Here is a 1605-nt window from a genome sequence, read left to right on the forward strand (position 1 = left end):
GGGACTAATTAACTTGGGGGCGGGTGACGTGGAATCTTCCCCAAAGGTCTTTTTGACGAAAGCGCCGTTATCGGCGTACTGACGGGGGGGGGGGGGGGCAGCCCGCACCCCCCCCCCCCGTCTCCTCACCTTCCCCCGGGGCTCGCGCACGATCAGGAGGCTGCCCATGTCCGCGTCCCTCTCCCGACCGCGTGTGGGGGTGTGGCTGATCGGAGCCCGAGGCTCCGTCGCCACCACCGTCGTCACCGGCTGCGCCGCCGTCGCCGCGGGACTGCACCCGCCCATAGGCATGGTGACCGAAACACCGGCCTTCACCGGCAGCGGTCTGCCCGCGCTGTCCGACCTCGTCTTCGGCGGCCACGACACCCTCGACTGCCCCCTGCCCAAACGTGCCGAGACGCTGACCGCCGGCGGCGTCCTCCCACCCGGCGTCGCCACCGCGGTCACCGCCGAACTCGCGGCAGCGGACCGGGAGATCAGACCCGGCGGCCCCACCCCCGGGGACACCAGGAGCCAGGCCGAACTGATCACGGCCTTCGCCGCCGACATACGCGACTTCGTCCACCGCCACGAGCTGGAGCGGGCCGTGGTCGTGAACGTCGCCTCCACCGAACCCGCCTCCCACGGGCCCTACGCACCGCTGCCGGCCAGCACCCTCTACGCCCTGGCCGCCCTGTGCGCGGGCTGCCCCTACGTCAACTTCACCCCCTCCGCAGGCATGCACCACCCCGTGGCCGCCGCCGAGGCCGAGCGCAACGGCATGCCCCACGCCGGCCGGGACGGCAAGACCGGACAGACGCTGCTGCGGGCCGTACTGGGCCCGATGTTCGCGCAACGGGCGCTGAGCGTCCGGGCCTGGTCCGGCACGAACCTGCTGGGCGGCGGCGACGGCGCGGCCCTCGCCGACCCGGCCGCCGCCGCGGCGAAGAACGCCGGCAAGGAACGCGTTCTCGCCGACACCCTCGGCACCGTCCCCGAGGGCGAGGTCCACATCGACGACGTCCCGGCCCTCGGCGACTGGAAGACCGCCTGGGACCACGTCGCCTTCGACGGCTTCCTCGGCACCCGCATGATCCTCCAGACCATCTGGCAGGGCTGCGACTCAGCCCTCGCGGCACCCCTGGTCCTCGACCTGGCCCGCCTGACCGCCCGCGCCCACGAGGCAGGACTGTCCGGTCCCCTCGGCGCGCTCGGCTTCTACTTCAAGGACCCGGTGGGGGAGGGGCCCTCGGGGTTGTCCGAGCAGTACGAGGAACTGGTCCGGTTCGGCCGGAGCCTGGGGCAGGGCGGGGTCGAGGCAGAGGACGAGGGCGGGTGCCGTGCCGCTCGTTCGATGAGGGTTCCCGGGGAGACAGGGGAGGCGCTGTGACGCTGCGCGAGAGCCCTTGCGGATGCCCCACCGGGGTTCCCCCAGCCGCCGTTGAAGGCACCCCAGGCGACACGGCACCGTGCGCAGGTACCGACCGCTCGCACCGGAAGCGTGCCTGGGCCGAACTCCTGCGCCTTCCCGCCCTGTTCAGCGTCCCCGGCGACGGCCTGGCCGGCGCGGCCGCGACACGTGTTCCCCCCGACTCCCGCACCCAGCACGCCATCGCCTCCTCCCTC

At 73.3% G+C, this 1605-nt stretch carries 1 protein-coding gene and 1 pseudogene; both read left to right on the forward strand.

Annotated features, from left to right (window positions below; all coding sequences use genetic code 11):
- Nucleotides 1-166 precede the first annotated feature (166 nt).
- The gene (locus ABZ281_RS48700) at nucleotides 167-1369 is read left to right on the forward strand and encodes an inositol-3-phosphate synthase (RefSeq protein ID WP_356665199.1); all 1203 of its coding nucleotides are present in this window, start codon (nucleotides 167-169) and stop codon (nucleotides 1367-1369) included.
- A pseudogene (locus ABZ281_RS48705) lies at nucleotides 1366-1605 on the forward strand (prenyltransferase); the annotation flags it as partial. The gene ABZ281_RS48700 and the pseudogene ABZ281_RS48705, both read left to right, overlap by 4 nt.

It is taken from the genome of Streptomyces sp. NPDC006265, from assembly GCF_040613555.1.
Classification (GTDB): Bacteria; Actinomycetota; Actinomycetes; order Streptomycetales; family Streptomycetaceae; genus Streptomyces.

Excerpts from the sequence above, each read along its gene's own strand:
- ABZ281_RS48700 (WP_356665199.1), top strand. The coding sequence starts at position 167 with ATGTCCGCGTCCCTCTCCCGACCGCGTGTGGGGGTGTGGCTGATCGGA.